Consider the following 4,187-nt stretch of genomic DNA (forward strand, 5'->3'; position numbering starts at 1 on the left):
AGTGATCGAGACGGTGTTCTCGGTTCTGGTTGACCACTATCGCATCACGGGGATCCGAGCCAATTCGATTATCGGATTTGAAGTGGCACTAGACGGTATATTGTTAGCTTATTCCCTGGTTACACTTGGGCTAGTTGAGCGATAAAGCTCAACTAGCACCACGGGTTTGATGATGTCCTGGTAGCGCGGCCGCTCAAGCCAGTACGATACGGGCGCCAACACGATAAAAGCGGCGCACCAACGGATCAACGTCAGCCAAAATGGGCCCGTTTCCGCAATGATGGACTTCCCGATGACGTAATTGCCGGCCCAAAACAAGTTGGCCAGCACGAGAAACAGCTTTTCTCTCATTCTTTTTCGCTCCTGTCTAGTTTTTCCTTTCTTTTACGTTTACTTCATTGCTGCTCTGATTTCCTTCTTGCATGTTGTTTTTCTGCCGTCAGCCACCCCTGTTGCTGTTTTGCCAACAGCGGAACATGAACGGTGGGAAGAAGGCTGCGCTGGCTCAGGACGCATGCTGTTTCACGTTCGGCGGAAAGATGCATGCGTTTGCCGAAAGGGGGTGTACAATAAGGGTTGTCTTTTTCCGGTTCATAGGATAACATTTGTACCGTAAAATGATTTACTGATTTAAACAAAAATGGAGAAAAGGAAGGACAATTGTTATGGCATTACCAGGCGGGGCAGCGATGAACATTACGATTCGTCTCCAGTTCGAAAAAGATATCGTCTCGTTCAGCGATATCGCCGCCGCAATCGGCAAAACGGGCGGGGACATTGTCGGGATTGACGTCATTTCATCAAGCAAAGTTCACACGGTGCGCGACATCACCGTCAGCGCCCTCGACACGAAGCAGTGCGATTTGATCATTGAGGCGCTGAAAAAAATTCGCGGCGTCAAAATCATCAACGTTTCTGACCGTACGTTTTTAATGCACATCGGGGGGAAAATTGAAACAAATTCAAAAATCCCAGTGAAAACGCGCGACGACTTGTCGCGGGTGTACACGCCGGGCGTGGCGCGCGTCTGCACGGCCATCGCTGAGGATCCGCGCAAGGCGTATTCGCTGACGATTAAACGGAATACGGTCGCCGTTGTCTCGGACGGCACGGCGGTGCTTGGGCTTGGCGACATCGGTCCGTACGCGGCGATGCCGGTCATGGAAGGGAAAGCGATGCTGTTTAAGGAATTTGCCGGAGTAGACGCGTTCCCGATTTGTTTGGATACGAAAGACACGGAAGAAATCATTCAAATTGTGAAAGCGATTGCCCCGGCGTTTGGCGGCATTAATCTCGAAGACATTTCCGCTCCGCGCTGCTTTGAGATTGAAAAGCGGTTGAAGGAAGAGCTTGACATCCCGGTGTTCCATGACGACCAACACGGCACGGCGGTCGTGCTCTTGGCCGGGCTGCTCAACGCGCTGAAAATCGTCGACAAAAAGCTCGAGGACATTAAAGTGGTTCTCACCGGCATTGGCGCCGCTGGCATCGCCTGCACGAAAATTTTGCTTGCGGCCGGCGTGCGCAACATTATCGGGGTCGACCGCCATGGCGCCATCCATCGCGATGAAACGTATGAAAATCCGTATTGGCAAGAATATGCGCAACTCACGAACCCGGATAATCTGAAAGGAAGCTTGTCCGATGTCATCGCCGGCGCAGATGTGTTTATTGGCGTCTCAGCTCCCGGCATTTTAAAAGTGGAAGATGTGAAAAAAATGGCGCGCGATCCGATCGTGTTTGCGATGGCCAACCCGATTCCGGAAATTGATCCGGAGCTGGCCGAACCGTACGTGCGCGTCATGGCGACCGGGCGTTCCGACTATCCGAACCAAATCAACAACGTCCTTTGCTTCCCGGGCATTTTCCGCGGGGCGCTCGACTGCCGGGCGAGAGAAATTAACGAGGAAATGAAGCTCGCTGCCGCGAAGGCGATTGCCTCTGTCGTGACGGAGGATGAATTGAACGAAACATACATCATCCCGAGCGTCTTCAACAGCAAAGTCGTCGAACGCGTCAGACAAGCGGTCGTCGAAGCGGCTTACCGCACTGGGGTGGCGCGGAAGGATCATATTCCTTTAGGTGGATATACAGGGGAGCAAAAATAGAATAAGTGCGTAATTACAGAAAAAGCCGTCTGAAGGCCCACGGTTTTAATTGTAGGATGAAAGGCGACGTTGCTCGGCAATCCCTTAAGAGGATGGCTTCGAGCCACCATGTTTCTCTTTAGGTGTGGAATCTCAAAAGAAAAGGGGGTGAAGCCATGCCCACGATCACACTCAGGCTGGAGCTGCACAACCCAACGAAAGTCAAACAAGACATGTATGAACGGATGACAGAAGTGAATACCGCGTTTGCCAATTGGCTGTTGAATCATCCCGAGCTGAATCAAGCGACGAGCAAAATTTTTAAAGACTTTTCGTCGCAGCGGTTTCCTTCCGCCGTCGTCAATCAGACGATTCGGGAAGTGAAGTCTCAAAAGAAAAACCAGAAAACAAAGAAGTTCCGAACATTATGGTGTTGCTTTAACAACCAAAACGTAAAGGTGGAAAAGAAAGGAGAGTTCTACACGGTTTCATTCCCCACACTGGAGAAACGAATTGGCGTGCCGGTCGTCGTGCGTTCCTATCAAGAAACGTGGCTGAATCGGCTGCTCGATGGAACCGCCAAACAAGGGGCAGCCAAGCTCTACAAAAAGAGAAAGAAATGGTACTTGGCGATTGCCATCACCTTTGAAGTGGAGCCGCGGCACGAAACAAAGGTGATGGGCGTTGACTTGGGGCTTCGCTATATCGCCGTTGCCAGCATAGGAACGAAATCGTTGTTTTTCAAAGGGAACCAATGCGCTTTCATTCGCCGACGATACGCGGCTTTGCGGCGAACATTGGGCAAAGCCAAAAAGCTCCATATGATTCGCAAAATCGGTGATAAAGAATCTCGTTGGATGAAAGATATGAACCATAAAATCAGCCGTCAAATCGTCAACTTTGCCCTCGCCAACGGTGTTGGCGTGATTCGGATGGAAGAGTTGACAGGGATTCGGAAACGAGCCGCTTCGGCAAAAGAAGCAGGACGAAATCTTCATTCGTGGGCGTTCCATCAACTGCAAACGATGATTGCCTATAAAGCCGAAAAGGCAGGCATTCGGGTCGAGTGGGTGAATCCGACCTATACAAGCCAAACGTGCAAGTGTGGTCATCGAGAGAAAGCGAACCGAAACGGCATCCGCTTCCGATGCCAAAAATGCGGATACACCCTCCACGCTGACTTGAATGGTGCCATCAACATCGCCAAAGCGATTTCGGGTTTGAGCACCTAGCGCACTGGTCATAGGTGCGCCGCCCATTGGGGTACACGCTAACCTGATGGGATGGGCTGATGACACAGCCCCGAACTTGGGCGTTGTCCGAACCAGAAATGGATGAGGACGCCAACGACCCAAGAATCCCATGGCTTTAGCCGTGTGGAGTGTCAAAACCCGGCGCCAAAGGCGACGACGGCGGTATTTCAATGGAACAAGCCGCTCTTGGGCGTCTTTCGCACGAATCTCAATGAGGAGCTGCTTGACTCGCTCGTGGCGGACGAATGCGGAACGTTTGCGGTCGAGGTGAAGCCGAACGAAGTGCAAACCGTGCTTGTCGTTGATAAACAATAAGATGGTCATCAAAGCTGGGGCTTGCCGCCCCGGCTTTTCTGTTTGCAACAATAGGACAAGCTGTCAGTCTGTTTTGTAACAATACTGTAACAATTGTTAAATGAAACAGCGTGTTCGAGGGGTTGTCAACTCCCTTTTTGCAAGAAAAATATAGAATGATCGGCTGATAGAAGAAAAAAAGGAATGGAAGTGTGTGAAAGGATGACATCGCCAGCCGTTGCAGCCGGCGGCTTAGGCGTTTATTTGGCAATGAAAACAAGCCTGTTTTTTGCTCATTTTTTCCAACAGTCCTTTTTCCCAAATTTAAACCAAAAATATTACAAAAAACCCGTGTTATAATGGGGGTGCAGGCAAGAGAACAGCTGGAACTGTTCCTAAACAGAACTTAAGTGGATGGCGTGACGATGAATAGAGAAAGTCTTTGAAACTTTGAAAATAGAAACGTTAAGAAGGAGGAATTCCGATGAAGAAAAAAATGTTAGCCACGATCGCCGCTTCGGTCGCACTTGTCGGCGCTTCGTTTGCGGCAACG

At 50.4% G+C, this 4,187-nt stretch carries 4 protein-coding genes and 1 pseudogene; 4 read left to right on the forward strand and 1 reads right to left on the reverse strand.

What is annotated here, in order from left to right; translation table 11 throughout:
• Positions 1-145 (forward strand): annotated as a pseudogene (locus IKE44_RS07465) (IS982 family transposase); the annotation flags it as partial.
• Here the strand turns inward: IKE44_RS07465 and IKE44_RS07470 are convergent.
• The gene (locus IKE44_RS07470) at positions 109-351 is read right to left on the reverse strand and encodes an EamA family transporter (RefSeq protein ID WP_287465485.1); all 243 of its coding nucleotides are present in this window, start codon (positions 349-351) and stop codon (positions 109-111) included. The pseudogene IKE44_RS07465 and the gene IKE44_RS07470 sit on opposite strands and share 37 nt — an antisense overlap.
• 314 nt (positions 352-665) lie before the next feature.
• Between IKE44_RS07470 and IKE44_RS07475 the strand changes: the two genes are divergently transcribed.
• The 3 genes from IKE44_RS07475 to IKE44_RS07485 all read left to right on the forward strand — a co-directional run bounded on the left by IKE44_RS07475 (position 666) and on the right by IKE44_RS07485 (position 3,655).
• On the forward strand, positions 666-2,108 hold the full coding sequence (locus tag IKE44_RS07475) for an NAD-dependent malic enzyme (RefSeq protein ID WP_049625265.1): 1,443 nt from the start codon (positions 666-668) through the stop codon (positions 2,106-2,108).
• Positions 2,109-2,263: 155 nt separating this feature from the next.
• Positions 2,264-3,319 (forward strand): RNA-guided endonuclease TnpB family protein, encoded by a 1,056-nt coding sequence (locus IKE44_RS07480; protein ID WP_287465487.1) that lies wholly within the window; start codon positions 2,264-2,266, stop codon positions 3,317-3,319.
• Positions 3,320-3,463: 144 nt separating this feature from the next.
• Positions 3,464-3,655, forward strand: coding sequence for a hypothetical protein (locus tag IKE44_RS07485; protein WP_049625267.1), 192 nt, complete (start codon positions 3,464-3,466; stop codon positions 3,653-3,655).
• The last annotated feature ends 532 nt before the right edge of the window (positions 3,656-4,187 follow it).

Source organism: Geobacillus sp. (genome assembly GCF_017515625.1).
GTDB classification, from domain to species: Bacteria; Bacillota; Bacilli; order Bacillales; family Anoxybacillaceae; genus Geobacillus; species Geobacillus stearothermophilus.

Excerpts from the sequence above, each read along its gene's own strand:
- IKE44_RS07470 (WP_287465485.1), bottom strand. The coding sequence starts at position 351 with ATGAGAGAAAAGCTGTTTCTCGTGCTGGCCAACTTGTTTTGGGCCGGC.
- IKE44_RS07475 (WP_049625265.1), top strand. The coding sequence starts at position 666 with ATGGCATTACCAGGCGGGGCAGCGATGAACATTACGATTCGTCTCCAG.
- IKE44_RS07480 (WP_287465487.1), top strand. The coding sequence starts at position 2,264 with ATGCCCACGATCACACTCAGGCTGGAGCTGCACAACCCAACGAAAGTC.